This window comes from Microthrixaceae bacterium, assembly GCA_016702505.1.
Taxonomy (GTDB): Bacteria; Actinomycetota; Acidimicrobiia; order Acidimicrobiales; family Iamiaceae; genus Aquihabitans.
Genome location: JADJDU010000001.1, coordinates 436,303 through 459,695 on the forward strand (window position 1 = coordinate 436,303; position 23,393 = coordinate 459,695).

The window sequence follows — 23,393 nt, forward strand, 5'->3', positions numbered from 1 at the left end:
TCCCGCCGCCAGCATCCCGATCCGTTGGCCGACGACCCCCGTTCGCAAACAGATGGTTCGCCGGGACCGCTGCTGGAGTTGCGCGGCGTCACCGCCGGCTATGGCCGGATCCAGGTCCTCCACGGGGTGGACCTGGTGGTGCCTCGTGGTGAGGTAGTGGCCCTGCTCGGCCCCAACGGCGCCGGTAAGACGACCACGCTCAAGGTGGCCACCGGTCAGCACCAGGCCAGTTCCGGTTGCGTGCACGTGGCGGGCCGTCACGTCAACGGCGTCAAACCCGATGCTCTGGCCCGGATCGGGTTGTGCACCATCCCCGAAGGGCGCGGCGTGTTCCGCAACCTCACCGTGCGCGAGAACCTGAAGATGGCCACCTACTCCGGTACGCCTGAGGACGTGATCGTGGAACAGGCCGTCACCCGTTTCCCTCGTCTCGGTGAGCGCATCGATCAGGTGGCCGGCACCATGTCGGGCGGCGAGCAGCAGATGCTGGCCATGGCCCGCGCCCTCGCCACCGACCCGGCGGTGCTCATCATCGACGAGCTGTCCATGGGTCTGGCCCCCCTGATCGTGGCCGAGCTGTATGAGATCGTGGCAGGCATCGCTCGCGATGGTGTTTCGATCCTGGTGGTGGAGCAGTTCGCTCGAACCGTGCTCGGCGTGGCCGACCGGGCCGTGATCATGCAGCACGGACACGTCATCTCATCTGGAAGTCCCCAAGACCTCGAGGCCGAGCTGTCGGCCGCGTACCTCGGAGCCCATTCATGACCAACGCAAACACCGCCGAAGAGACCAACCAGAACCCGGCTCCGTCGGGATCGGCCCCGGCACCGGCTTCCGCTTCCGCGCGGTTGGAAGCCGGGGTGCAGGCCCTCACGGTCCCCGAACCCTTGGCCGAGGCCGAGACCCTGTTGCTCAAGAGCGGTGCGGTGCTACCGGTGATCGGCCTGGTCCTGATGATCGCGGCCTGGTGGTCGGCGTCGGATACTCCCTATGTGGCCGACCAGATCCCCATGCTCATCTCAGGCGGGCTGGTGGGCCTCGGCCTACTGCTGGTGGGCCTCGGGCTGTTCCTGCGCTACTCGCTCACGCGTCTGTTCCGGTTCTGGCTGGCCCGCGTGATCGTCGAGCAACAGACTCAGAACGAACGGGTTCTGGCCGCCCTCGACGGCATCGAGACTGCAATCCGGGAAAGCCGCCTCAACCGCTGACCGGAATCAGGTCTGCCGCGGCCGCGGCACCAGAATTGGAACGTGTTCTAGTCTCAGGGGATGGCAGATGAACCCCACATCCTCGTAGAGCGGGACGGTCACGTCCTCACCGTCACCCTGAACCGGCCCGAGGCCAAGAACGCCTTCAGCCCGTCCATGCTGGTCGGCGCGGCCGATGCCTGGAAGCTGCTGGACGAGGATCCTGAGCTCAGAGTCGGCATCCTCACCGGTGCCGGCGGTGACTTCTGCTCGGGCATGGACCTCAAGGCCTTGGCCACCGGGTTCTCCGAGGAGGAGATGGCCCGCATGGCCGAGGACCCGGACCTGCACTGGAAGGCGTTGCTGCGTCACTTCCGCCCGTCCAAGCCCCTCATCGCGGCGGTGGAGGGCTACTGCGTGGCCGGCGGAACCGAGATCCTCCAGGCCACCGAGATCCGGGTGGCAGGGGACCTCGGCCCAGCTCGGCATCGCCGAGGTCCGGCGAGGTCTGTTCCCGCTGGGTGGATCCACCGTGCGCCTTCAGCGCCAGATCGGGTTCACCATGGCTGCGGACCTGCTTCTCACCGGTCGCCTGATCAGCGCCCAGGAGGCCAAGGAGATCGGCCTCATCGGCCACGTCGTGCCCGATGGCCAGGCGCTGGCGAAGGCCCGCGAGATCGCCGATCAGATCGCCGAGAACGGCCCGTTGGCGGTGGCCGCCGTCCTCCGCTCGATGCGGGAGACAGCAGGTATGAGCGAGGCCGAGGGCCTGGCCCGTGAGCTGGAGATCGGCGAGCCCATCATCTTCAACACCAACGACGCCAAGGAAGGGCCCCGCGCCTTCAAGGAGAAGCGCAAGCCCAACTTCACCGGTACCTGATCAGGTCCCGGCTACGGCGTCCTTGGCCAGCTGCGTGGCCCAGGGGTAGTCGGGCTTGCCGCTGGGAGAACGAACCACCTCGTCACACACCACCAGGTGTCGGGGCAGCTTGTAGCCGGCCAGATGGGCGCGGCCGTAGTCGGCAAGCTCCGCCAGCGTCGGCGCCGTTGCCCCGGGCCGGGCCTGCACCACGGCGCACACCGCCGAGCCCCACCGGGGGTCAGGTACCCCGACGACCAAGACGTCATAGATGCTGGGGTGGGTCTTGAGCACGCTCTCGACCTCTTCGGGGAAGATCTTCTCGCCCCCCGAGTTGATGCACGCCGACCCACGCCCCAGCAGGGTGATGGAACCGTCCTCTTCGAGGCGGGCCAGGTCACCGGCCACCACGTAGCGGACGCCGTCGGCCCCGACTAGGAACGTCGAGGCCGTCTTGACCGGATCCTTGTAGTAGCCGATCGGGATGTTGCCGGCCCGGGCCAGCTTCCCGACCTGGCCGGTGCCCGGGGCCATCGGGCGCAGGTCCTCATCGAGCACCGCCGCGTCTCGGCCGGCCTTCACGGTCGGGCCGCCCGCGTCCTGGTTGACGGTCTGTCCTTTGGTCTGGATCACCATGCCGTTCATCCCGCCCTCGGATGATCCGATGGCATCGACGATGATGATGTTGGGCAACAGGTCGAGGAGTTGCTCCTTGAGGGCGGGGGAGAAGACCACCGCGCTGGAGGAGACCACGAACAGCGACGACAGGTCCCAGCGGTCCGGTTCGGCCTCGAGCGCCTCCACCAGGGGGCGGGCCATGGCGTCACCGGTGATGGTGATGGTGTTGACCTTGTTGTCCTCCACCGCCGACCACACCGCTTCGGGGCTGAACTTGTGAACCAGCACTGCGGTCCCGCCCTCGAACAGGAAGCGCAGCGTTCCCCACTGGGCGGCGCCGTGCATCAGGGGGGCCGGGTTCAACGCCACGATCGGGTTGGGGTTGGTGGCTGCCTTCTCGGCCAGTTGGTGACCGTCGGTCACCCGCTCGTTGGTGTAGGCGTCCACTCCGCCGCCCAGGGCGTAGAACACGTCCTCGTGGCGCCACACCACGCCCTTGGGCATGCCGGTGGTGCCGCCGGTGTAGAGCACGTACTGGTCGTCGTCGCTGCGCTCCAGTTGGGGGCGGTCGGTGGGCTGACCGGCCAGGGCGTCGGGCCAAGGGATGGAGCCGATGGCGGCCAGGTCGGGGTCGGTGCCTGAGCCGGCGGGAGCATCCATGGCCACGAAGTGCTTCAGGCCCGGGGTGGCGTCCTTGACCGTCGCGATCCGGTCGGCGTACTCGCGGTCGTGCAGGACAGCCACCAGGTCGGCGTTGTCGAACAGGTAGGCCAGCTCGTCCTCGACGTAGCGGAAGTTGATGTTGATCGGCACAGCCCGGATCTTGAACGTCGCCATCATGGCCACGATCCACTCCAGGGAGTTCTGGGCATAGATGCCGATGTGGTCGCCGAGGCCGAAGCCCTGGCCCAGCAGGTGGTGGGCCAGTCGGTTGGCTTCTTCGTCGAAGGCCCGGTAGGTGAGCTTGTGGTCGCCGCACACCACCGCCACCCGGTCGGGTACGGCGTCTACGGCGCGCTCGAACAGGTCAGCGATGTTGAACCCCATAGGGGGTCCTGTCTAGCACCGCGAACGAGAACAGGTTCTAGTTGACCCGTGGACTGGCCCGGCGGGTTTGTGGCCCTAGTGGGTTGCGGCCGCCGGGGCCGGAGCCTTCTTGGCGGGAGCTTTCTTGGCCGCGGTGGCCTTGGCTGTCGACTTCTTGGCCGGAGCTTTCTTGGTCGCGGTGGCCTTGGCTGTCGACTTCTTGGCCGTCGACTTCTTGGCGGGGCCTTCTTGATGGGGGTGCCGCTGGCTGGTGGTGTCGTAATGGGCGGACCGGGCGCTGCCGACTTGGGTTCGGGAGATATCCCGGCCGCGATCTGGAGCTCGGCGAGGGCGTCGCTCACGTGGTCGGCCAGGTCCCACACGTCGGGCACCATCTCTCGGTCGGCCATGAAACCGAAGTCGATGGAGTCCTGGTAGCTGAACACCGTGATGTTGAGGCCAACACCCTCCATGGCCGGGCCCATCGGATAGGCCGCGATCATCTTGGCGCCGGCGTAGTAGAGCGGGAAGGGCGGCCCGGGGACGTTGGAGATGATGACGTTGTGAACCGGCCGGTGGTTGGCGGCCAGGCCGAGGCTCGAGTACAGGCGCGACGCCAGGTTGATGGTGTTGGGCGCGGCGTACTCGGCCCAGTTCTGGAGCATGTCGGCACCAACGGCCTTGTGTTCGGCCTTGGCCCCCACCGTGCAGGACTGGATCTGGCTGACCCGCTCGGCCACGTCGTCGATGTGGGTGGGCAAGGTGGTGAACATGGCCGAGACCTGGTTGCCGATGGTGGTCTCACCGTCGGGACGGACCGACACGGGGCAGGTGGCGACCAGCGGTGCATCGGGTAGTTCGTCCCGCCCGATCATGTAGTGGCGCAGGGTGCCGGTGCACAGGGCCAACACGATGTCGTTGACCGTGCACCCGTAGGCCGACTTGAGTTCTTTGACCGCGGGCAGTGAGGCGCGGGCGAACCCCACGGTCCGGCCGGTGGACAGGGGTCCGGTCCAGGAGGTGCGGGGTGCGGTGAGGGGGGCGGCACCGACGGGGATCAGCGGATCTCGCCGGCCTTGGACCACCCGGTTGACCGAGCTGACCGTGCTTCCGATGAGTTGGGGCAGGGTCATGTAGCGCCGGAGCTTGGATGCGGCGGCGTAGCCCAGCAGCTCGAACTCGTTGGGTATCTTCTCGGGCTCGGAGGGCGGAGCCGGTGCCGGGTCCGGAGCATCGGCTTCCAGGCTGAACAGGTGCACCATGAGCTCGGCGCCCGATGCCCCGTCGATGGCGGCGTGGTGCACTTTGGTGACGATGCCGATGCGGTTCTGCTTGAGTCCTTCGACCACCCACAGCTCCCACAGCGGGCGACTGCGATCCAGCGGCGAACTGGCGATCTGGCCCGCCATCTCTCCCAGTTCCCGGCGTCCACCCGGTGCTGGGCAACCGATCCGGCGGATGTGGTAGTCGAGGTCGAAGTGGGGGTCGTCCACCCACACCGGGTGATGCCAGTTGAGGGGGACGTTGACCAGGCGGCGTCGGAACGGGGGCACCAGGTGGAGGCGCTTGGAGATGAAGTCCTTGATCTTGTCGAAGGAATACCCGCCGGGCATGGTGGCTGGGTCCAACACCATGGTCATGGCCACGTGCATGTGGTGCGTGGGCGTCTCCAGGTACAAGAAGGCGGCGTCGAGTCCGGTGAGACGTTCCATGTGCTGTCCCCTCATGGTCGAGTAGGCGGTGATTCTGCCACCTGGCGGGCCGGCGATGAGCCGATGGAGTAAGGCGAGGTCGGACTCACACTAGAACGTGTTCTAGTATTTTCCAGTGGACTTCGACGACACCCCGCAAGAGGCAGAGTTTCGAGCCGAGGCCCGGGCGTGGCTGGAGGCTCATGCCCCGGCCAAGGGCAGCCCCGAGGACTTCTCCACCGGCATGCTCGAGGGGACGATGGACCCGGCCGAGTTCATGCGCCGGGTCAAGGAGTGGCAGCACGTCTTGGTTGACGGGGGCTGGGCAGGAATCACCTGGCCCACCCGCTACGGCGGACGGGGTGCCACCTCGCTCCAGTCGTCGATCTTCACCCAGGAGGCCAGCCGGTTCGGCGTGTCCACCGCCAGCTTCGCGGTGGGTATCGGTATGGCCGGACCCACGATCATGCGCCACGGCACCGAGGAGCAGAAGGAGCGCTACCTGCGGCCCATGCTCCGCGGCGACGAGGTCTGGTGTCAGCTCTTCAGCGAGCCCGACGCCGGATCTGACCTGGCCAACATCTCCACGCGAGCCATCCGTGACGGCGATGAGTGGGTGGTGACCGGCCAGAAGGTGTGGACCTCGGGCGCCCATGAGGCCGACTGGGGGATCCTGCTGGCCCGAACCGACCCCGATGTGCCCAAGCACAAGGGCATCACCTACTTCTTGGTCGACATGAAGACCCTCGGTTTCGAGATCCGACCGTTCCGGCAGATGACCGGATCGGAGCACTTCAGCGAGGTGTTCCTGGACGAGGTCCGGATCCCCCACGAGAACGTCTTGGGTGACGTGAACGGCGGGTGGACCTGCACCCTCACCACGCTGGCCAACGAGCGGGGCCTTATCGCCGGCGCCAACCGCTCCAGCGACTCTCACGCCCTCATCGAGTTGGCCCGCAAGCGGGGTCGCAACGAGGATCCCACCCTGCGCCAGCAACTGGTGGACTGCTGGATCCGCCAGCAGATCCAGCGTTACCTGGGCTTCCGGCTCCAGACCGCCTTGTCCAAGGGGGTTCCGCCCGGGCCTGAGACCTCGGTCATGAAGCTGTTCGCGGCCGAGTACCTGCGTCGACTGGGTAACGCCGCGCTCGAGATGCTCGGCCCGGAGGGCATGCTGCTCGACGACACCTTGGCTGCGGGCGTCGACTGGCAGCAGCGGTTCCTGTACGCCCCGGCCATCCGGATCGCCGGCGGGTCCAACGAGGTGCAGCGCAACATCATGGCCGAGCGAGTCCTCGGTCTTCCCGGCGAGCTTCGGGTGGACCGTGACGTGCCGTTCCGCCAGATCCCCAAGGCGGTGTCCTGAGTGGTCCCCGCCCCCGATGCCGAGGTGGTGGTGCTCACCGCCAACCAGGCTGCTAGGCGTGAGCGGGTGCTGCGCACCGCGCTCGAGCTTGGAGCCGATGGTGGCTACGACGCAGTGCAGATGCGCGACGTGGCCGCGTCGGCGGGCGTGGCCCTGGGAACCATCTACCGCTACTTCGAATCCAAGGACCATCTGCTGGCCGCGGCCATGGTCGAGTGGGTCATGGACCTCGAACGCCGGGTCGGACAGAAGCCACCCAAAGGCGATTCACCTGCGGATCGGGTGATGGACGTGTTGAGTCGGGCCACTCGGGCCATGGAACGTGAGCCCAGGCTGTCCGAGGCGGTGGTCACCGCCCTCATGTCACCAGACAAGGGGGCCGCCGCCTGCCAGGAGGCGGTGGCTGGATCCATGACCAGGATCCTGGCGCCGGCCCTGGGGTCGGACTTCGACGCTGAGCTGCGGGCCGATGTGACCCGCACCCTCGGCCATGTCTGGTTCTCGGCCTTGGTCGGCTGGGTCAACGGCTGGTCGGGGATCGAACGGGTGGGAGACGAGGTGGCCCTAGCCACCCACCTGATGCTCGACCAGTACCGCTGACCTGCCTGCTCAACCGGGGCGACCCAGCTCCGCCGGAAGGCTCGGCCTTTCAGCGGATCCAGGTTTAGGAAGCCCCTGTTCGTGCCGATCGTGGGAACGTGACCGCTGTGGCGCTGGCCGATGACGGGAGACGCTACGGGCGGCTGATCGTGGCCACCACCGCGTTTCCCTGGCTGCTGTTCGTGTTGGCGTCGGTAGCGGAGGTAGAGGATCCCCTGCTGGTGCTCAGCATCTACCTGGGGTCACCCCACGTGTTGGCCACCGTTGGGTTGTACCTGCAACGGGATCTGGGTGACCACGTCCGCCGCCACCGGGGCCGATACGTGGTGGCTCCCTTGGTGATAATTCCCGCATCGACACTGCTCTTCGCGCTCGCTCCTCGGCGGGTTGGAGAGGTCCTGGTCTTCGGTTTCATCGCTTGGCAGCTGCACCACTTCACCAAGCAGAACTTCGGAATGACCAGCTTCTGGTGTCGGGCCACGCAGCGGAGCGGACCGTCGCAATCGGAGAGGCGGCTGATCCTGGCCACCACGGTCATCGGGCTGATGGGCCTGGTGATCATGACCAGCGACTTGGGGACGTTCCACACCGCTGCTCGAGTGACCGGATCGGCTTTGGTGATCGTCGGATTGGTGGCGGTTGCCGTGCTGGCCCGACGGGACTGGTATCGGGCGATGGTGCTGGCCGGAACGGTCCTCTTCTACGCTCCACTGTGCTTTTTTGGAGTTGGCTTTCTGTGGGCGGCGATGGCCTATCAGGCCGCCCATGGAGCGCAGTACTACCTGATGGTGGGTACGGTCGTTGCCCCGCAGCGTCGGGTCGTGCTGTCTACGGTTGCCGCGGTGGTGGTCGGAGGGATCTTCCTCTCGGTTGCCTCCGCCAACTTCGACAGTGGCCCGCTGTGGACGTTCGGGCTTGCCAAGGGGATCGTCGCCACCCACTTCGTGGTCGATGCTGGCTTCTGGAGGTTGCGCGATCCCGAGATCCGGGGATTCATGGCCACTCGGTTCGGCTTCCTCCGCCCGTCTCCCCAACCGGTGACCCCGGTCGCGGTTTAGCTGGATCGCCCTGTCTGCTGCTTCAGCTCGTCGGACAGCCGAACACCTTGGGTGGGCACACAGCGTGCTGGATTCGCATGGGTGACAGGCCGAGGGTCCGCCGGTGTCACAACCAGGCTTGGCGTTTGAACTGAATGTAGAGGGCGCCCGAGATCACGAACATCAACACGACCGAGGCAACCACTCCCCAGTGGCGGGCGAAGCCGGGGTAGGGGACGTTCATGCCGTAGAAGCCGGTGATGAGGGTGGGCACGGCCACGATGGCGGCCCAGCTGGTGACGCGCTTCATGATCTGGTTCTGGCGGTAGTCGCGCAGGCTGATGTTCGTTTCGATGATGCTGGCGGCCAGTTCCCGGAGGGCGTCGGTGGCCTCCAAAACCCGGATCACGTGGTCGTAGACGTCGGCGAAGTAGGGGTCCAGCTCCTGGGGAAGACCTTCCACCCGGTGGCGAGTCAGACCGGCCATGACCTCGCGCATGGGGGCCACGCTGCGATGGAACGTGACCAGCGATCGGCGCATCTCGAACCACTGACGCTGACGGTCTTGGGCGATGGGTCGTTCCTCGAACAGGTCCTCGGTCATGGCGTCGTAGAACTCGTCCAAGACGTCCACCGCTGTGAAGTACTCGTCCACCACAGCGTCGAGCACCGCGTAGAGGATGTAGCTGGCTCCGAGGTTCAGCAGTTGGGGAGAACGTGGAACCCGGGCGGCTACCGAGGTCATGTCGAAGCTGTCGTTGTCTCGGACCGTAACGATCCAGCGGCTGTTCGAGAAGGCGTGGACGTCGGTTCGTGACAGCTGGCCCGAGCTCGCGTCAACCCGCAGCGACCTGGTGGCCACGAACAGGTGGTTCTCGTAGCTGTCCAGCTTGGGTCGCTGGCTGGCCTTCAGTGCGTCCTCTACCGCCAACTCGTGTAGCCCAAGCTCAGCGGCCAGTTCGGCGAGCTGGTCGCTGGTGGGGGCGACCAGGTCGACCCACACCAAGACGTCGGGCAGGTCCAGGTGTTCGGAGACGTCGGCGAGGTCGATGTGGTCCTCGACCAGTTGGCCTTGCTGATAGGCGCGTACGTGGACTGGCACGAACTCATCTTTCCCGACGGGTCACCCGTCGTCGCGCCTCTGTGATCAGATCTGGCGATCGACGCCTTCCCAGTAGGGATCCCGGAGCTTGCGTTTGATGAGCTTGCCGTTGGCTTCGCGGGGGAGCGCCTCGACGAAGTCGATGGTGCGGGGCAGCTTGAACTTGCCCATGCGGGTGGCGGCCCAGGTCAGGATGTCGGCCTCGAGTTCGGGGCTGGCGTCGAAGCCGTCGTGAAGCTCGACCACGGCCTTGATCTCCTCGCCCCAGTCGGCGTTGGGGATGCCGAACACGGCCACGTCGGCCACCGCGGGGTGGTTGATCAGCTCACCCTCGATCTCGGCCGGGTAGATGTTGGCGCCGCCCGAGATGATCATGTCGGCCTTGCGGTCGCGCAGGAACAGGTAGCCGTCCTCGTCGAGCTCGCCCAGGTCGCCCACCGTGAAGAAGTTCTCGATCCGGTTGGCCTTGGTCTTGGCGGAGTCGCCCTTGTATTCGAAGTCGGCCATGAGCTGCATGTAGACGGTGCCGATCTGGCCGGGGCCGAGCTGGTTGGCGTTGTCGTCGTAGATGCGGATCTCCGAGCCGGCCCAGGGCAGGCCGACCGAGCCCGGCTTGGAAAGCCACTCGGCCGCGCCAATGACCGTGCCACCCCCTTCGGTGGCGGCGTAGTACTCCTGAATGGTGTCGCCCCACCACTCGATCATCCGACGCTTGATCTCGTGGGGGCACGGGGCAGCCCCGTGCACCATGTTGCGCAACGAGCTCATGTCGTAAGCGGAGCGGGTGTCGGCGGGCAGGTCGAGCAGGCGGACGAACTGGGTGGGCACCATGTGGCTGTAGGTCACCCGGTAGCGCTCGATGAGGCGCAGGGTCTCCTCGGGCTGCCACTTGTCCATGAGAACCACGGTGTGGCCCAGGTGCAAGGCGTTGCCCGTCCACATCAGCACCGCGGTGTGGTAGAGCGGTGAGACGGTCAGGTGGACGTGGCCGTCTCGCGGGGCAATGCCGAACTGGTTGGGTAGGTAGCCGAGCAGCTCGCCCATGTCCGAGGGGTCGATCTCGAACAGGCCGCGCTTGACGCCCTTGGGGCGGCCGGTGGTGCCCGACGTGTAGTGCATGGCGGCGCCGGTGGTACGACCTTCGGGGAGCGGTGAGGGGCTGATCCGCGGCGATCTCGGCGTAGGGGCGGAATCCGTCCACCTCGCCTACGGCGAAGGCGCGGCCGTCGGGGCCGGTGGGGAAGTCCGCCTCGCTGGCGGCGGCTCGGGCGGCCTCGGCGAAACGCTCGTGGGCGATGAACACGCGGGCGTCGGAGTCCTCGAGGATGTAGGCGATCTCGGGGCCAACCAGGTGCCAGTTGATCGGTGTCACGTACAGGCCGATTTGGAGTGCGGCCAGGTAGGTCTCGATCAGTTCGATCCCGTTGGGGAGCAGGAGGGCGACGGTGTCGTTGCGTCTCCAGTCCCAGGGCCCGGAGGCCGTGGGCGATCTGGTTGGCCCGGTCCAGGAGTTCGCCCGCGGTGCGCTCGCTCCCGTCGGGGCCCACCAGGGCCAGTCGGTCACGGTCAGCTTCGGCCAGTCGCCAGAATCCAAGGTCTCCCATGGTGGGGGACTGTAGGAGAAATTCTTGGAACACGTTCTATTTCTCGTGGGGTCACTTCTGTAACGCGTTCTAGTAGGGTCCGCGGGCCCACAGAACCACTGCCATAGAGGGGACACATCATGCGCGCCGCCGTGCTGCGAAACACCGGGGACGAGAAGCTCGAGGTGGTCGACGGGGTCGAACCGATCCCGTGCGGCCCCACCGACGTCACCATCAAGATCGAGGCCACCGGGGTGTGTCACTCCGACCTCCACGCCATGGAGGGGACGTTGCCCCAGGGGGCGCCGTTCGTGCCCGGCCACGAGGGCGCCGGCATCATCTCCGAGGTGGGCGATCAGGTCACCGACCTGAAGGTGGGCGACCACGTGGTGGTGGCGTGGTCACCGCCGTGCGGGCAGTGCAACTACTGCACCGAGCGCAACCAACCCCACCTGTGCGTGATGATCCAGTTCACCATCGCTGGCCTGCCCCGGTTCACCGAAGGCGACACCGACCTGTTCGGCATGGCCGGCACCGGCACGTTCGCCGAGTACGTGACGCTGCCCCAGGAAGCAGCCATCAAGATCGACGATGACGTCCCCTTCGACATCGCATCGCTCATCGGCTGCGGGGTCAGCACCGGTGTTGGCGCGGCGATCAACACCGCCAAGGTCCAACCCGGCTCCAAGGTCGTGGTGTTCGGTTGCGGTGGCGTTGGGATCTCGGTGATCCAGGGCGCCAAGGTGGCCGGGGCGTCGGTCATCGTGGCCGTCGACCTGGTCGACGAGAAGCTGGAGATGGCCAAGCGGTTCGGGGCCACCCACACCGTCAAGCCCGACGATCTGGCTGCCCTGCAGGCCGAGCTGACCGGCGACGGCTTCGACTACGCCTTCGAGGCCATCGGTGTCCCGGCCGTGATGCGCCAGGCCTACGACGCCACCCGGCGCGGTGGGACCACCTGCGTGGTGGGGGTCGGCGCCATGGACAAGGAGGTGTCCTTCAACGGCTTCGAGATCTTCTTCTCCGAGAAAAACTTCATGGGTAGCTACTACGGCTCGGTGGACGTGCGGCGCGACTTCGCCCGGTTCCTCCAGCTGTGGAAGGAAGGAAAGCTCGACCTCGAGGGGATGATCTCCAAGCGGATGGGGATCGACGACATCAACGATGCCTTCGACGCCATGCGCAAGGGCGAGGTCATCCGCACCGTCATCACCTTCTGAGCGGGGCTTCGCCTGGATCCCCGCGGCCCTGGGCGCCGCAGCCCGGCTGGGCGCCGGCCGGGGCCCCCCCTTGGGGGGGGGGGGGGGGGGGGGGGGGGGGGGGGGGGGGGGGGGGGGGGGGGGGGGGGGGGGGGGGGGGGGGGGGGGGGGGGGGGGGGGGGGGGGGGGGGGGGGGTGGTGCCAGCACGCCGCCCTGTTGGGAATCGACCACGCCACTGGACGCGGGGACCGTGGCCATGGCCCCCCGCCGCCTTCTCCTCCCCCACCGCCCGCCGCCCCTGGGGGGTCAGCCCGTGGTGCGTCATACTTGGAGCTGGTGCGGCCCCACACCTGCCCTGGGAGGCCTCCTCGCGAAAGTGAAACGTGTTCTATTGTCTGGCGCCGTGACCGACACCACCCAGGGGACAGGGGGTGGCGAGATCCTCTCGGCCCCCCTCATCATCGAGTATCCGTTCAAGCGGACCACCGGCCCGATCATCGGCGCCTTTCTCACCGGACTCCGCGAACGGGTCCTGATCGGAACGCGAGCTGAGGACGGTCGGGTCATCGTGCCGCCCGCCGAGTTCGATCCGGTCTCGGGACGCGACCTCACCGAGCTCGTAGAGGTCGGACCCGCGGGTGAGGTGACGACCTGGGCCTGGGTGATCGACCCCCACGAAAAGCATCCCTTGGATCGCCCCTTCGCCTGGGCCCAGATCCGACCCGACGGTGCCGACACCGCCATGCTCGGAGCCGTCGACGCCGGGTCCATGGCCGCAATGGCCACCGGCATGCGGGTGCAGCCGGTATGGGCCGATGAGCGCGAGGGCCACATCAACGACATCGCCCACTGGGTGCCCGTCACCGACGGAGGAGAAGCCTGATGGCCGACATCACCCTTCCCGAATCCATCCGAGACGTGGAGCCTGTCCGCTCGGTTCGGACACCGGCCCAGCTCGACTACGAGTTCACCGCCGGCGACGCCACCACCCGCTTCCTCACCGGCATCACCAACAAACAGATCATCGGCCAGCAGGCCCCCGGTGGACGTGTCTACGTCCCGCCGCGTGGTGCCGACCCCGAACTCGGCCAGCCCACACCCATCGACGTCGAGGTGGCCCAAGTCGGCACCGTCACGTCGTTCTGTGTGGTCAACCTCCAGTTCTACGGCTCGGTCATGGAGATCCCCTACGTGAGCGCCCTGATCCTGCTCGACGGAGCAGACCTGTCGATCATGCACCTCATCCAGGAGGTCCCCGCCGATCAGGTCCGCATCGGTATGCGGGTCGAGGGGGTGTGGCGTGACGACGCCGACATCGAACCCACCCTGGAGTCGATCCGCTACTTCCGTCCCAACGGCGAGCCCGACGACCCCCATGTGCGGATCCCTGGCGAAGGCCACGGCACCGGCCTGGGCTCGTGGGTGGGCGGCGTAGCCCCCACCGAGGCCGTCATCCGCAACCCCCGCACCGGCCAGGGCGGCACCACCCAAGGAGCGTCCGCCTGATGCGTGACATCGCCGTCATCAGCTTCGCCCAGACGCCCATGCGGCGCCGGGTGGAGGAGCTCAACGAGGTCGAGATGCTCATGCCCGCCGTGCACGGCGCGCTCCGCCAGGTCGACATGACCATCGACGACATCGGCTTCACCTGCTCGGGGTCCACCGACTACCTGGCCGGCATGGCCTTCAGCTTCGTGTCCACCCTGGACGCCGTCGGGCCGTGGCCCCCCATCCAGGAGAGCCACGTGGAGATGGACGGGGCCTGGGCCCTCTATGAGGCCTGGGTCAAGCTCCAACTCGGAGAGATCGACACCGCCCTCGTCTACGCCTACGCCAAGTCGTCACCCGGCGACCTGCCCATGGTGCTGACCCGCCAGCTCGACCCCATCACCATGGGGCCGCTATGGCCTGACTCGATCAGCCTGGCTGCCCTCCAAGCGCGGGCCCTGCTCGACTCGGGCCGAGCCAGCGAAGCAGAGTTCGCCGAGGTGGCGGCCCGCAGCCGCCGGGCGGCCATGACCAATCCCAATGCCCAACTGGCCTGGGACCGTCCCGCCGCCGACGTGCTGGCCGAGGACTACCTCGTGGCCCCGCTCCGACGTAGCGACTGCCCGCCCATCACCGACGGCGCTGCCGCCATCGTCTTGGCCGCTGGCGACGTGGCCCGCTCCAAGGTGGAGCGCCCGGCCTGGATCCGTGGCATCGACCACCGCATCGAGCCGATCCACCTCGGGCTCCGAGACCTGACGGTGAGCGAGTCGACTCGCATCGCGGCCGAGCGGGCCGGGGTCGCCGACGGGCCGGTGGACGTGGCCGAGATCCACGCGCCGTTCAGCCCCCAGGAGCTGATCCTCGCCCAAGCCATGGGGCTCGGTGCCGAGACGAACATCAACCCATCGGGAGGGGCCCTGGCCGCCAACCCGATGATGACCGCGGGCCTGGTCCGCATCGGAGAAGTAGCCAACCGGATCGCCGCCGGTGAGGCCGACCGCGGCGTGGCCCACGCCACCAGCGGACCCTGCCTGCAACAGAACCTGGTCACCGTGCTCGAAGGAGAGAACTGATGGGCAAGGAGCGAGTCGCGGTCGTCGGCATCGGCCAGACCAAGCACCAGGCCACCCGGGGCGACGTCTCCATGGCCGGCCTGCTCCGCGAGGCCGCCCAGCGGGCCCTGACCGACGCCCAGATGACCTGGACCGACATCGACGCCGTGGTCATCGGCAAGGCCCCCGACTTCTTCGAGGGCGTGATGATGCCGGAGCTGTTCCTGGCCGACGCCCTGGGGTGCACCGGCAAGCCGCTGTTCCGGGTTCACACCGCCGGGTCGGTGGGGGGTTCCACCGCCATCGTGGCCAGCCAGCTCATTTCGGCGGGTATCCACGAGCGAGTGTTGACCGTCGCCTTCGAGAAGCAGTCCGAGAGCGAAGCCATGTGGGCGCTGTCGCTGCCCATCCCCTTCACCCCGCCGCTGCACGCCGGAGCCGGTGGCTACTTCGCCCCCCACGTTCGCAGCTACATCCGGCGGGCCAAGGCCCCCGACCACACCGGGATCCTGGTGGCCCTCAAGGACCGCCAGAACGGTCTCAAGAACCCCTACGCCCACCTCCACGAACCCGACATCACCTTCGATTCCATAAAGGACTCGCTGATGCTGTGGGATCCCATCCGCTACGCCGAGACCTGCCCCTCCAGCGACGGCGCCTGCGCCCTCGTCCTGGGCAGCGAGAAGGTGGCCGACGATGCCGCCGCCGAAGGCCGCAAACCGGCGTGGATCCAGGGCACCGCCATGCGCTCCGAGCCGACTCTGTCGGCCGAGCGGGACACCGTGCTGCCCTTGGGCGGAGCCCTCTGCGCCGCGGACGTCTACCGCCAGGCCGGGATCACCAACCCCCGCAAGGATGTTGACTGCGTTGAGATGTACGTCCCGTTCTCGTGGTTCGAGCCCATGTGGCTGGAGAACCTGGGCTTCGCCGAGCCCGGCGAGGGTTGGAAGCTGACCGAGGAGGGCGTCACCGCGCTCGATGGTGACCTTCCGGTCAACATGTCCGGTGGCGTGCTGTGCACCAACCCCATCGGAGCATCGGGCATGCTCCGCTTCGCCGAGGCCGCCATGCAGGTCCGGGGCACCGCCGGAGACCACCAGGTGGACGGCGCCCGCAAAGCCGTGGGTCACGCCTACGGCGGCGGTAGCCAGTTCTTTGCCATGTGGGTCGTCGGTCGGGACAAGGTGGGCCCCCCCCCCCCAGCCGGCCTCCGCGCGGGCCCGCCCGGGCTCAACCCCTCCGGCCCCACCAGAGCCTGCTGCCCCCTTCGGGGATAACGGCGTCGTCGCGGAGGTCTCAGCCCTCGGCTCAGCCTTGGTTGGGGGCGCGCATGGCTGCTGCTAGGGCGGCGTCTAGGTCGGCTCTGATGGTGGAGCCGGCTAGTTCTTCGTCGACCGCCGCGGCCAGGTCGGCGCGGATGTCGGCGTGTTCGGGGGAGTCGATCAGGTTTGTGGTCTCTCCGGGGTCGGTGTTGAGGTCGAATAGGACCTCTTCGCTCCAGCCCAGCTCGCGGATGTACTTGTAGGGGCCTCGGCGGGCCATGGGCCAGTGCATGGTGAACGCCGAGAGCACGATGCGATCGGGATCTCCGGGGGCGACGGAATCTGCCAGAAGTCCGCTCAGATCGACACCGTCGCCGGGGTCGGGGTCGAGGTAGGGGAGCGTCAGCCCGGCCGCGGTCAGGGCGGTGGGCACGAAGTCGTAGCTCTGTACCGGCTCGGTGATCCGTCGGCCGCCGGCGACGTAGGCACCCGTGGCGAAGCAGGGGACACGGGCCAGGTCGTCAAACGGGATCCACGGCACCTTGCGCACCAGCCCCCGCCGTCCGCCGTAATCGCCATGGTCGACGGTGAACCACAACAGGGTTCGGTCCAAGTCGATGCGGTCGGTCACCGCGGCCACCGCCTCGTCTATCTGGGTGATCGAGCCGTAGGTGAGGGCCAGTTCTCGACGGTGGTGGCCGATGCGCTCGGCTCGCACCCGACGGTGGTCGGGCCCGTCGGCCTCCATCTCCCTCCTGAACAGGTTGGGAAGACCGAAGTTGCGGCGGTCATCGTCGGGGTCCACCACGCTGTCGGCCGGGTCGTACATCGACGCCCACGGCTCGGGCGGATTCAGCGGAGGGTGGGGGCCGGGGAACGACACCACCAGGAACAGAGGGCGGTTCGGATCCCGGCGGGTCAGCACCTCGATGGCCCGATCCCGCACCCACGACGTCGGGTGGGTCTCGGTGGGGAAGGGGTAGGGCGCTGCTGTGCCCCCGGCTACCTCGAAGCGCCAGTCGGCCAGGCCTTGTTCGGCCAGCCAGTCGTGGTAGTGGTCATATGTGTCCCACCCGGCCGGGTCACCGGGGTAGGCGGTGAAGTGCTCGGCCACCTCGATGTGGTCGAAACCGTGCCCGGTCCGCATGGGCGTGAAGTGCATCTTGCCCACCAGTGCCGTCTGGTAGCCGGCATCTCCCAGCATGGTGGCCACCGTCGGAGTCCCGGGGCGGATGGCCCGGTTTGGACCGGTGTCCACCCGGTGATCGAGCCTTCCGGTGAGCAGTGCGGTGCGGGCTGGCACGCAGGTGGTCGACCCGCTGTAGCAGGCGTCGAAGATCACCCCCGAGGTCGCCAGAGCATCCAGGGTCGGAGTGCGGACTGGTGACCCCGGTGCCCACCCGACCTGATCGTGGCGTTGCTGGTCGGTCATGACCAGCACGATGTCAGGAGCAGAATGACCCATCGGCAGCCTCACCCATTCAGCAGAACGGCGAGCACCCTACAAGCCCAACCCATCAATCCCGGATCGTCCAAGGTGGCGAAGTACCGCGAGAACACCGAGGAGCGCGGCAGGGCGGGGGTTCGGGGGCAGAGCCCCTTGTGGCGGAGCCCCGGACCTGCGGAGACCGGCTCTGCCGATCGCAGCAGCGAAGGCGACGGCCGTAAGGCCGACAAAATCAGCTCCGTCGGAAGGCTGCCTTCTGACGGACCGAACTCCGTTGGAAGGCTCCGCCTTCTGACGGACCGGCTCTAACGGACCTCCCTACAACGCCGAACCGCCGTAGCGGACCGAGGCCGTTCCCTTGCCGGGGACCTCGTCCATCCGGTCTGGCCAGTACGGCGCCGGGAACACGGTGCGCTCCTCGGCGGCCACCTCTTCGGCCGTGGGATGATCGGCGTAGAACTGGGCGTACCACTTGCGGTACTTCATGAACGGACCGTCGTTGTCGGCCAGGGCGGGCCGCACCAAGTGGGCCTTGTGGGTCCAGATGGGAAGGTCTTCGGTGAACTGCTTGATGACCTCGTTGGCGAAGGCCTCACCCACCGACGAATTGGTGGATTCGTCGCCCAGGTTTCGGACGTAGAAGTTGAAGCGGGTCTGGGTGGTGTCGGCATCGACCGGGGTGGTGGCGGTCATCAGCAAGGTGTCGACGATTCCGGCGAAGCGCACAACGCTCACGCCGGGCCCGTCTGCGGTGCTGTTGATCTCTCCGTTTACCACTCCCCGAGGGGTGGGGAACTTCTGGTTGGACTCCATGTAGGAACGGTGGCCGTCGTGCTCGTACCGGATGATCTCGGGCACCTCGGCCACGTTGTGCACGTAGCGGAAGTGGGCCGAGTCCACCGCGTTCTCGCCCATCTCCTGGATGGCGGCTTCGACGGTGTGGGTGAATCGCTTGGGGCCGTAGTACTCACCGTTGGTCACGTCCTCGATGGCCTCGACCTCCCACGTCGGCTCCTGGCGGGTGGGGTGGTACCAGGCGTAGATGAAGCCGTTCCGCTCCAGCACCGGGTAGGAGTAGATCTTGGCCTTCTTGTTGGTGCGATCCGAGTAGGGGATCTCGGTGTTGCAGCCGTCGCCGTCGAACTTCCAGCCGTGGAAGGGACACACCACGGCGCATCCCTCCACCAGGCCGCCATGGCCGAGGTGGGCGCCAAGGTGGGGGCAGTAGGCGTCTTGGACATGAGCGGTGCCTTCTTCGTCCCGCCACAGCACCATGTGGGTCGCGAAGTAGTAGATGGCCTTGGTCTGGCCGATCTCTACGTCGGGAGATTCGGCCACCGCGAACCACCCGGAGGGCATCGAGAACGGGTAGCGGTCGGTGGTGCTGGTCATCGGGGCTCCTTGAACCGAAAACTAGAACGTGTTCTAGTGTAGTCCCTCGGAGTCGAATGCACCCGACCGGGCCAGCAGAAGGCGCGCTGGACCCCACCGAGCTATGGCAGCGGCGGGCTACGGTTCGGCCATGGCAAGCGACGACCTCAAGCTCGGGCTCCACCTCGGATACTGGTTCTCGGCGCCGCCGGTGGGTGTGGCCGAGATGGTTGCCGCCGCTGAAGACCTGGGTTACGACTCGATCTGGTCGGCCGAGGCCTACGGTTCGGACTGCTTCACCCCGTTGGCTTGGCATGGCCCGGCCACATCTCGGGTCCGGATGGGTACGGCGGTGTGTCAGATGGCGGCCCGTACTCCGGTGGCCACAGCTATGTCGGCTCTCACGCTCGATCACCTCACCAACGGCCGCTTCATGCTCGGTCTGGGAGCGTCGGGACCCCAGGTCGTCGAGGGTTGGTATGGCCAGCCCTACCCCCGTCCCCTGGAGCGGACCCGGGAGTACGTGGACGTTGTCCGCCAGGTGCTGGCCCGCGAAGCCCCGGTGGAGATGCAGGGTCGCCACTTCCAGCTACCCAACCACAGCGACGGGACCACCGGCCTGGGTAAGGCACTCAAGTCGATAACCCACCCGCTACGGGCCGACCTTCCCATCCTTCTCGGAGCCGAGGGGCCCAAGAACGTGGCCCTGGCCGCGGAGATCTGCGACGGCTGGCTGCCCATCTTCTTGTCACCTGACCTCGACGTCGATTACCGCCAGAACCTGGCCGAAGGCTTCGCCCGCCCCAATGCCCGTCACCGCTCTCTGGACACCTTCGAGGTGCCCAACATGGTCAACATCGTGATCGACGACGACATCGAACGAGCAGCCGATGCGGTGAGGATGTTCCTGGGCTTCTACATCGGAGGCATGGGGGCGAAGGAGGTGAACTTCCACGCCAGCCTCTTCGCCCGCATGGGCTACGGCGAGGTGGTCGAGGAGATCCAGGACCTGTTCCTGGCCGGCCGCAAGGACGAGGCCATCGCCCGCGTGCCTCTAGCCCTGGTCGAAGACGTGGCCATGGTGGGACCGCTGGCCAAGGTGCGTGAAGAACTCGACCAGAAATGGCGCAAGACGGTCATGACCACCCTGCTCGTAAACGGCACCCCCGACCATCTCCGCCTGGTGGCCGACCTGGTCAACGGCTGACGCTGCTCCACCGGGCTGATCCGCCGGAAGGCGGAGCCTTCCGGCGGAGTTCGGTCGCCGGCCTGGACCCCACGGAGCGGCCCTGGTTGACCAGGGAGAACTGAGCACAAGCCAAGTTCGATCGGTGGATCGAGGCTTAGGACAGGACCGAGACTCGTAGCTCGCTGATCAACTCGGGGGTTAGGAGCTCGCCAGCCCGCTCGACCAGCAGGCTGGTCTGATAGCCGATGGCGCCGATGTCGCATCCGCTGGTAGCGACCACGCCCAGGGCGCTTCCCAGCGAGATCGACGAAACGAACATGTAGCCGCCATACATGGACACGATGACCTGTTGGAGACCGGCGAAGCCGAAGGCCCGCGACGCGCCGTCGGAGAGCGACACGAGACCGGTGACGATTGCGGCTACCTGCTCGGCGTCCTCACGTTCCAAGGACTTGGAGGCGGCGATCAACAGCCCGTCACTGGATACCGCGATGGCATCGGTGACGCCTGCGGTGGAGTTGACGAAGTCATCGATCAACCAGTTGAAGTTCTTGGCACTGTCACTCAGCTCAGTCACTCGGTTGGCTCCGTCGGGGGGTGGCGGTACGTGCCGTTGGTCTGCTCAAGCATCGGAAGGTGGTGCGACTCGAAGCGAACAGGATGCCACTTCTGGGCTCCGCCGGTGGGGGATTGTGCCATGGCCGGCTCAGCCCTCGTCGCCTGGATCATCGGACCCGCTCCGACCTCGATCAAGGCCCGAGGTGTAGGCCGTGAGAAGGGTGGCCAGGTTCTGGTTCTCCTTCTCGGTGGTCTCGGCCTTGAGCGAACCGCGATCGGCGTTCACGGCGGCACTGCGCAGCAGGGGCTGCGCTCGGCCACTGCCTTGGCATGGGAGCCGGGAACCCGCTTGCGCAACCCCCCAGTGGTGGTCTCTGCCGGTACTGGTGGTGTTGGAACCGCTACCGGATCGGATTTGGGTGCGGTGGCGGCCTTGCCGTTTCCGTTTCCATTTGCGGCGGACGTGACCGCAGGGGGGCGTCCGTCGACGGTGACATCGGCGTTCTCGGGGTCGGTGTGGACGTCGTTGGCGCTGGCCGAGGGCCGGGTCACCTTTGCCGGTGTCGCCGGGGGGGTCTGAGCTGCTTGGGCGATGGCGCGGGTGGCTTCTTCGTCGTTCACCAGTAGCGAGGCAGGCACCGAGACGGTGGCGACCACCCCTCCACCCGATGCCGATGCCAGCGAGACCGAAGCGCCGAGACGAGCGGCAAGCCGACCGGCCACGTAGTGGCCCAGGTAGCGGGACGGGGCGATGGTGAACGACTCGTTACCCGATAGGCGCCGGTTGGCTTGCTCTAGGCGGTCGGCGGTCATGCCGACACCGTGGTCGGTGACCGTGACCATGTAGCCGGCCGGACCCCGGGTGCCGGTCACCTCGACGTCGGTGGTCGGGGGAGAGAACGACAGGCCGTTCTCCACCAGTTCGGCCAGCAGGTGGATGAGGTCGGCGGCGGCAGAGCCGGGGATGTAGGCCGTGTCCAGGTTGCTGAGGCTCACCCGCTGGTAGGCCTCTACCTCGCTGAGGGTGGCGCGGACCACATCGGTCAAGGGGACCGGTGTGCCTCCGGCGCGGTGGGCTTCGGTGCCGCCGAGCACGACTAGGGATTCGGCGTTGCGCCGGGCTCGGGTGGCGAGGTGGTCGAGTTTGTACAGCGACTCCAGGACTGTGGGGTCGGTTTCGCTCTCTTCCAGCTCGGTGATCAGCTCCAGCTGGAGTCCGATCAGGTTCTGGGTGCGTCGACCCAGGCTCACGAACGAGTCGGCAATGTTGCGCCGGAGCGTTGCCTGCTCCACGGCGAGGTCGATGGCCGATGTCTGGACGTGGTTGATGGCGCTGGCCACCGTCTGGACCTCGTCGTGGGACTTGACCGATATCGGGGCGAAGTGGGGGGCCACGACGTCCTGGTCGGTGGGGGTGTTGAACACTGCCTGCACTGCCGCGGGCAGCCCGGTGGTGGCCATCTCCTCGGCCTGTTCGGTGAGCTTGCGCATCGGGCGCAGGATCGAGGCCGCCACCGCAAGGGCAGCAATCGTGGCACCGAGCACGACCACGACACCGATGAGCTGGTATTGCTGGGCCTCGGCATTGGCGTCGCTCACCCGGGCGTCGATCATGTCTTCCAGCGCTGTAGCCGCCTCGAGGGCCACCCGCTGGGTGGTCCCCTCAGGGGCCTTGCTCAGGTCGGCCACGGGTGGGTTGAGCTGGATCAGCTCCTCCATGACCAGTTCACCAGAAAGCAGGTATTGGGTGACCGTGTTGGAGATCTCGTCGAAGTTGGGGTTGGAGGCGTGCATGTTGACCGACTGGGCCCAGGGGCCGGTCGTGTGGCTTCGGAGGCTTTCCTTGACCCGGTCGAAATCGCGCAAAACACCAGACACCTCGACCTTAACGCGCTCGGGGTCGGTGGCGGCCAGGGAGGTTCCGGTCAGCTTCATGACCACGCTGATGGCGAAGTTGAACCGGTTGGCGTCGTTGAGCGTCTCGGCCGCGGCCCGCATCTCGGGGTCGGAGATGGCCCGCACCACTTGGTCGTTGGCGTCGAGCAGCGTCTCGATGGTGCGTGAGTACGCCGGGTACACCGACTCGTTTACGCCCCAGTTTCCGAGCCCGGGCGTCTTGGCTGCCTCGTCGACCTTGGCCCGCTGGGTCTTCAGGTTGCCCTCGATGTCGGCGAAGGTGTTGGCGTAGATCTTGCGGGCCACCGGGCCGCCCTCGGCCACGCTCTTGCGGAGGCTCTCGAGGGCGGCATCGGTCTGGGCTGTGCTCTCGGACCAGTCCTTGGTCGGCAGCGTGGCCGTACCGCGCAGGTCCAACACGGTGACCACGGCATCGGCTTGCTCGACGATGAGGGCGGCGCTCAGCCCGCCAGGGGTGAGGGCCACCCCGGCTAGTGCGGTCTCCTCCTCGACGGTGCTCTTGCGGTCCTGGGCCTGGTTGACCTGGACCAGGCTCAGGCCGGCTACGGCGACGAGGGGGACGAAGAGGGCGGCCAGCAGCTTGGCCCGGATGGGGACCTTCGGCCGTTTGGGTGTGGGCGCCCCGGTCTGGTGCTTGGCTGGCTTGCTCATGACATCGAGCCCCTTGTGATGTTCGTCTCGTCCCCTGGTGCCGATCCCCTTGCTGGCCCAGATGGGAGAGTCCCCTGATGCCCGATCGGCAGCGTGTGATACATCGTAAATGAGTCGAACGGCCCGTATCTGGCATGTGTACAGATGAGTCGATCGACCCAGCCCAGCGGCGCTGTGGGAGGCGAG

The 23,393-nt window shown here is 67.1% G+C and carries 16 protein-coding genes and 4 pseudogenes; 11 read left to right on the forward strand and 9 right to left on the reverse strand.

The window, feature by feature from the left end; all coding sequences use genetic code 11:
- Nucleotides 1-24 precede the first annotated feature (24 nt).
- From IPG97_02000 to IPG97_02010, 3 genes and pseudogenes are all read left to right on the forward strand, one after another.
- The gene (locus IPG97_02000; GenBank protein ID MBK6855355.1) at nucleotides 25-765 is read left to right on the forward strand and encodes an ABC transporter ATP-binding protein; all 741 of its coding nucleotides are present in this window, start codon (nucleotides 25-27) and stop codon (nucleotides 763-765) included.
- Nucleotides 762-1,208: a hypothetical protein gene (locus IPG97_02005; GenBank protein ID MBK6855356.1), complete on the forward strand. Its 447-nt coding sequence runs from the start codon at nucleotides 762-764 to the stop codon at nucleotides 1,206-1,208. Before IPG97_02000 ends, IPG97_02005 begins: the two co-directional genes overlap by 4 nt.
- A gap of 60 nt (nucleotides 1,209-1,268) precedes the next feature.
- Nucleotides 1,269-2,067 (forward strand): annotated as a pseudogene (locus tag IPG97_02010) (crotonase/enoyl-CoA hydratase family protein).
- Here the strand turns inward: IPG97_02010 and IPG97_02015 are convergent.
- Both IPG97_02015 and IPG97_02020 read right to left on the reverse strand, forming a co-directional pair.
- Nucleotides 2,068-3,711: an acyl-CoA synthetase gene (locus tag IPG97_02015; protein MBK6855357.1), complete on the reverse strand. Its 1,644-nt coding sequence runs from the start codon at nucleotides 3,709-3,711 to the stop codon at nucleotides 2,068-2,070. It lies immediately after the preceding pseudogene.
- A 305-nt stretch (nucleotides 3,712-4,016) separates the two neighbouring features.
- A pseudogene (locus IPG97_02020) lies at nucleotides 4,017-5,402 on the reverse strand (wax ester/triacylglycerol synthase family O-acyltransferase).
- Between the two features lie 115 nt (nucleotides 5,403-5,517).
- On the opposite strand from IPG97_02020, the gene IPG97_02025 reads away from it, so the two are divergent.
- From IPG97_02025 to IPG97_02035, 3 genes are all read left to right on the forward strand, one after another.
- Nucleotides 5,518-6,747, forward strand: a complete 1,230-nt coding sequence (locus IPG97_02025; GenBank protein MBK6855358.1) for an acyl-CoA dehydrogenase family protein — start codon at nucleotides 5,518-5,520, stop codon at nucleotides 6,745-6,747.
- Nucleotides 6,748-7,347 carry a TetR family transcriptional regulator gene (locus tag IPG97_02030; GenBank protein MBK6855359.1) on the forward strand — a complete coding sequence of 200 codons (600 nt, stop codon included), beginning with the start codon at nucleotides 6,748-6,750 and terminating at the stop codon, nucleotides 7,345-7,347.
- Between the two features lie 98 nt (nucleotides 7,348-7,445).
- Nucleotides 7,446-8,405 carry a hypothetical protein gene (locus IPG97_02035; GenBank protein MBK6855360.1) on the forward strand — a complete coding sequence of 320 codons (960 nt, stop codon included), beginning with the start codon at nucleotides 7,446-7,448 and terminating at the stop codon, nucleotides 8,403-8,405.
- A gap of 106 nt (nucleotides 8,406-8,511) precedes the next feature.
- Here the strand turns inward: IPG97_02035 and IPG97_02040 are convergent, their stop codons facing one another.
- Together IPG97_02040 and IPG97_02045 are read right to left on the reverse strand one after the other, a co-directional pair.
- Nucleotides 8,512-9,486 carry a magnesium transporter CorA family protein gene (locus IPG97_02040; GenBank protein ID MBK6855361.1) on the reverse strand — a complete coding sequence of 325 codons (975 nt, stop codon included), beginning with the start codon at nucleotides 9,484-9,486 and terminating at the stop codon, nucleotides 8,512-8,514.
- 45 nt (nucleotides 9,487-9,531) lie between these two features.
- A pseudogene (locus tag IPG97_02045) lies at nucleotides 9,532-11,090 on the reverse strand (acyl-CoA synthetase).
- A 119-nt stretch (nucleotides 11,091-11,209) separates the two neighbouring features.
- Between IPG97_02045 and IPG97_02050 the strand changes: the two are divergent.
- From IPG97_02050 to IPG97_02065, 4 genes and pseudogenes are all read left to right on the forward strand, one after another.
- Nucleotides 11,210-12,289 carry a Zn-dependent alcohol dehydrogenase gene (locus tag IPG97_02050; protein MBK6855362.1) on the forward strand — a complete coding sequence of 360 codons (1,080 nt, stop codon included), beginning with the start codon at nucleotides 11,210-11,212 and terminating at the stop codon, nucleotides 12,287-12,289.
- A gap of 236 nt (nucleotides 12,290-12,525) precedes the next feature.
- Nucleotides 12,526-13,775 (forward strand): annotated as a pseudogene (locus IPG97_02055) (OB-fold domain-containing protein).
- Complete coding sequence (locus IPG97_02060; protein MBK6855363.1) at nucleotides 13,775-14,833, forward strand: thiolase domain-containing protein; 1,059 nt, start codon at nucleotides 13,775-13,777, stop codon at nucleotides 14,831-14,833. The pseudogene IPG97_02055 and the gene IPG97_02060 overlap by 1 nt, the downstream one beginning before the upstream one ends.
- Nucleotides 14,833-16,089, forward strand: coding sequence for a thiolase domain-containing protein (locus IPG97_02065; GenBank protein MBK6855364.1), 1,257 nt, complete (start codon nucleotides 14,833-14,835; stop codon nucleotides 16,087-16,089). Before IPG97_02060 ends, IPG97_02065 begins: the two co-directional genes overlap by 1 nt.
- Before the next feature lie 31 nt (nucleotides 16,090-16,120).
- Here IPG97_02065 and IPG97_02070 read toward each other — a convergent pair whose 3' ends face one another.
- Both IPG97_02070 and IPG97_02075 read right to left on the reverse strand, forming a co-directional pair.
- Nucleotides 16,121-17,539 (reverse strand): sulfatase-like hydrolase/transferase, encoded by a 1,419-nt coding sequence (locus tag IPG97_02070; GenBank protein ID MBK6855365.1) that lies wholly within the window; start codon nucleotides 17,537-17,539, stop codon nucleotides 16,121-16,123.
- Nucleotides 17,540-17,839: 300 nt separating this feature from the next.
- Nucleotides 17,840-18,913 carry a Rieske 2Fe-2S domain-containing protein gene (locus IPG97_02075; GenBank protein MBK6855366.1) on the reverse strand — a complete coding sequence of 358 codons (1,074 nt, stop codon included), beginning with the start codon at nucleotides 18,911-18,913 and terminating at the stop codon, nucleotides 17,840-17,842.
- A 130-nt stretch (nucleotides 18,914-19,043) separates the two neighbouring features.
- Between IPG97_02075 and IPG97_02080 the strand changes: the two genes are divergently transcribed.
- The gene (locus IPG97_02080; protein MBK6855367.1) at nucleotides 19,044-20,099 is read left to right on the forward strand and encodes an LLM class F420-dependent oxidoreductase; all 1,056 of its coding nucleotides are present in this window, start codon (nucleotides 19,044-19,046) and stop codon (nucleotides 20,097-20,099) included.
- A 136-nt stretch (nucleotides 20,100-20,235) separates the two neighbouring features.
- Here IPG97_02080 and IPG97_02085 read toward each other — a convergent pair whose 3' ends face one another.
- The 3 genes from IPG97_02085 to IPG97_02095 all read right to left on the reverse strand — a co-directional run bounded on the left by IPG97_02085 (nucleotide 20,236) and on the right by IPG97_02095 (nucleotide 23,207).
- Nucleotides 20,236-20,649 carry a roadblock/LC7 domain-containing protein gene (locus tag IPG97_02085; protein ID MBK6855368.1) on the reverse strand — a complete coding sequence of 138 codons (414 nt, stop codon included), beginning with the start codon at nucleotides 20,647-20,649 and terminating at the stop codon, nucleotides 20,236-20,238.
- Nucleotides 20,650-20,787: 138 nt separating this feature from the next.
- On the reverse strand, nucleotides 20,788-20,925 hold the full coding sequence (locus IPG97_02090) for a hypothetical protein (protein ID MBK6855369.1): 138 nt from the start codon (nucleotides 20,923-20,925) through the stop codon (nucleotides 20,788-20,790).
- Nucleotides 20,922-23,207 carry a HAMP domain-containing protein gene (locus IPG97_02095; protein MBK6855370.1) on the reverse strand — a complete coding sequence of 762 codons (2,286 nt, stop codon included), beginning with the start codon at nucleotides 23,205-23,207 and terminating at the stop codon, nucleotides 20,922-20,924. The genes IPG97_02090 and IPG97_02095 overlap by 4 nt, the downstream gene beginning before the upstream one ends.
- Nucleotides 23,208-23,393: the final 186 nt, after the last annotated feature.

Coding starts and splice junctions, on each gene's coding strand:
- IPG97_02005 (MBK6855356.1), top strand. CDS start 762: ATGACCAACGCAAACACCGCCGAAGAGACCAACCAGAACCCGGCTCCG.
- IPG97_02015 (MBK6855357.1), bottom strand. CDS start 3,711: ATGGGGTTCAACATCGCTGACCTGTTCGAGCGCGCCGTAGACGCCGTA.
- IPG97_02050 (MBK6855362.1), top strand. CDS start 11,210: ATGCGCGCCGCCGTGCTGCGAAACACCGGGGACGAGAAGCTCGAGGTG.
- IPG97_02060 (MBK6855363.1), top strand. CDS start 13,775: ATGCGTGACATCGCCGTCATCAGCTTCGCCCAGACGCCCATGCGGCGC.
- IPG97_02065 (MBK6855364.1), top strand. CDS start 14,833: ATGGGCAAGGAGCGAGTCGCGGTCGTCGGCATCGGCCAGACCAAGCAC.
- IPG97_02070 (MBK6855365.1), bottom strand. CDS start 17,539: ATGGGTCATTCTGCTCCTGACATCGTGCTGGTCATGACCGACCAGCAA.
- IPG97_02075 (MBK6855366.1), bottom strand. CDS start 18,913: ATGACCAGCACCACCGACCGCTACCCGTTCTCGATGCCCTCCGGGTGG.
- IPG97_02080 (MBK6855367.1), top strand. CDS start 19,044: ATGGCAAGCGACGACCTCAAGCTCGGGCTCCACCTCGGATACTGGTTC.
- IPG97_02095 (MBK6855370.1), bottom strand. CDS start 23,207: ATGAGCAAGCCAGCCAAGCACCAGACCGGGGCGCCCACACCCAAACGG.